The sequence below is a fragment of the Ralstonia sp. VS2407 genome, assembly GCF_052950655.1.
On the sequence record NZ_JBRFVG010000390.1, the window covers coordinates 1 to 432 of the forward strand.

Annotated in this window: 1 protein-coding gene; it reads right to left on the reverse strand. The window is 70.1% G+C overall.

All coding sequences use genetic code 11. The features are described from left to right. Nucleotides 1-432: YfdX family protein (locus ACU8YE_RS25620; RefSeq protein WP_446930432.1), on the reverse strand; the 432-nt coding region annotated here is incomplete at both ends.

Consider the following 432-nt stretch of genomic DNA (forward strand, 5'->3'; position numbering starts at 1 on the left):
GGTCACGGCCGAGGCTTTCGCGGGCGTGGCCACGAAGTCGTCGCCCAGCGTCAGCTGCGCATCCACCGGCACCCAGGCCACCTGCTCCTTGGAGGCCGGCTTGGCGTCGGCCTTGGCCGGCGCCGTCGCCTTGCCGGTGACGTCGGTGGGTGTCTTGAGGTCGGCCTCCGCCTTGGTGAACACCGCGTCGTCCGTCTTCGCCTTGGCGAACGCCGCCTGAGCCTTGCCGATCATGGCCTTGGCCTGCGCAGGATCGGCCTCGAAGATGGCGATGCGGGTGAGCTGGAGATCGCGGAAGCCCTGGGCGCCGTCCTTCGAGAGCCTGCCGATATCGGCGTCGACCGCCTTCTGGCTCGCGCTCATCGACTGGCCGGACGGCATGCCGGATTGCTGGGCGGCCTGCTCAGCCGCGATGGCGCTTCCGCCGAGGAT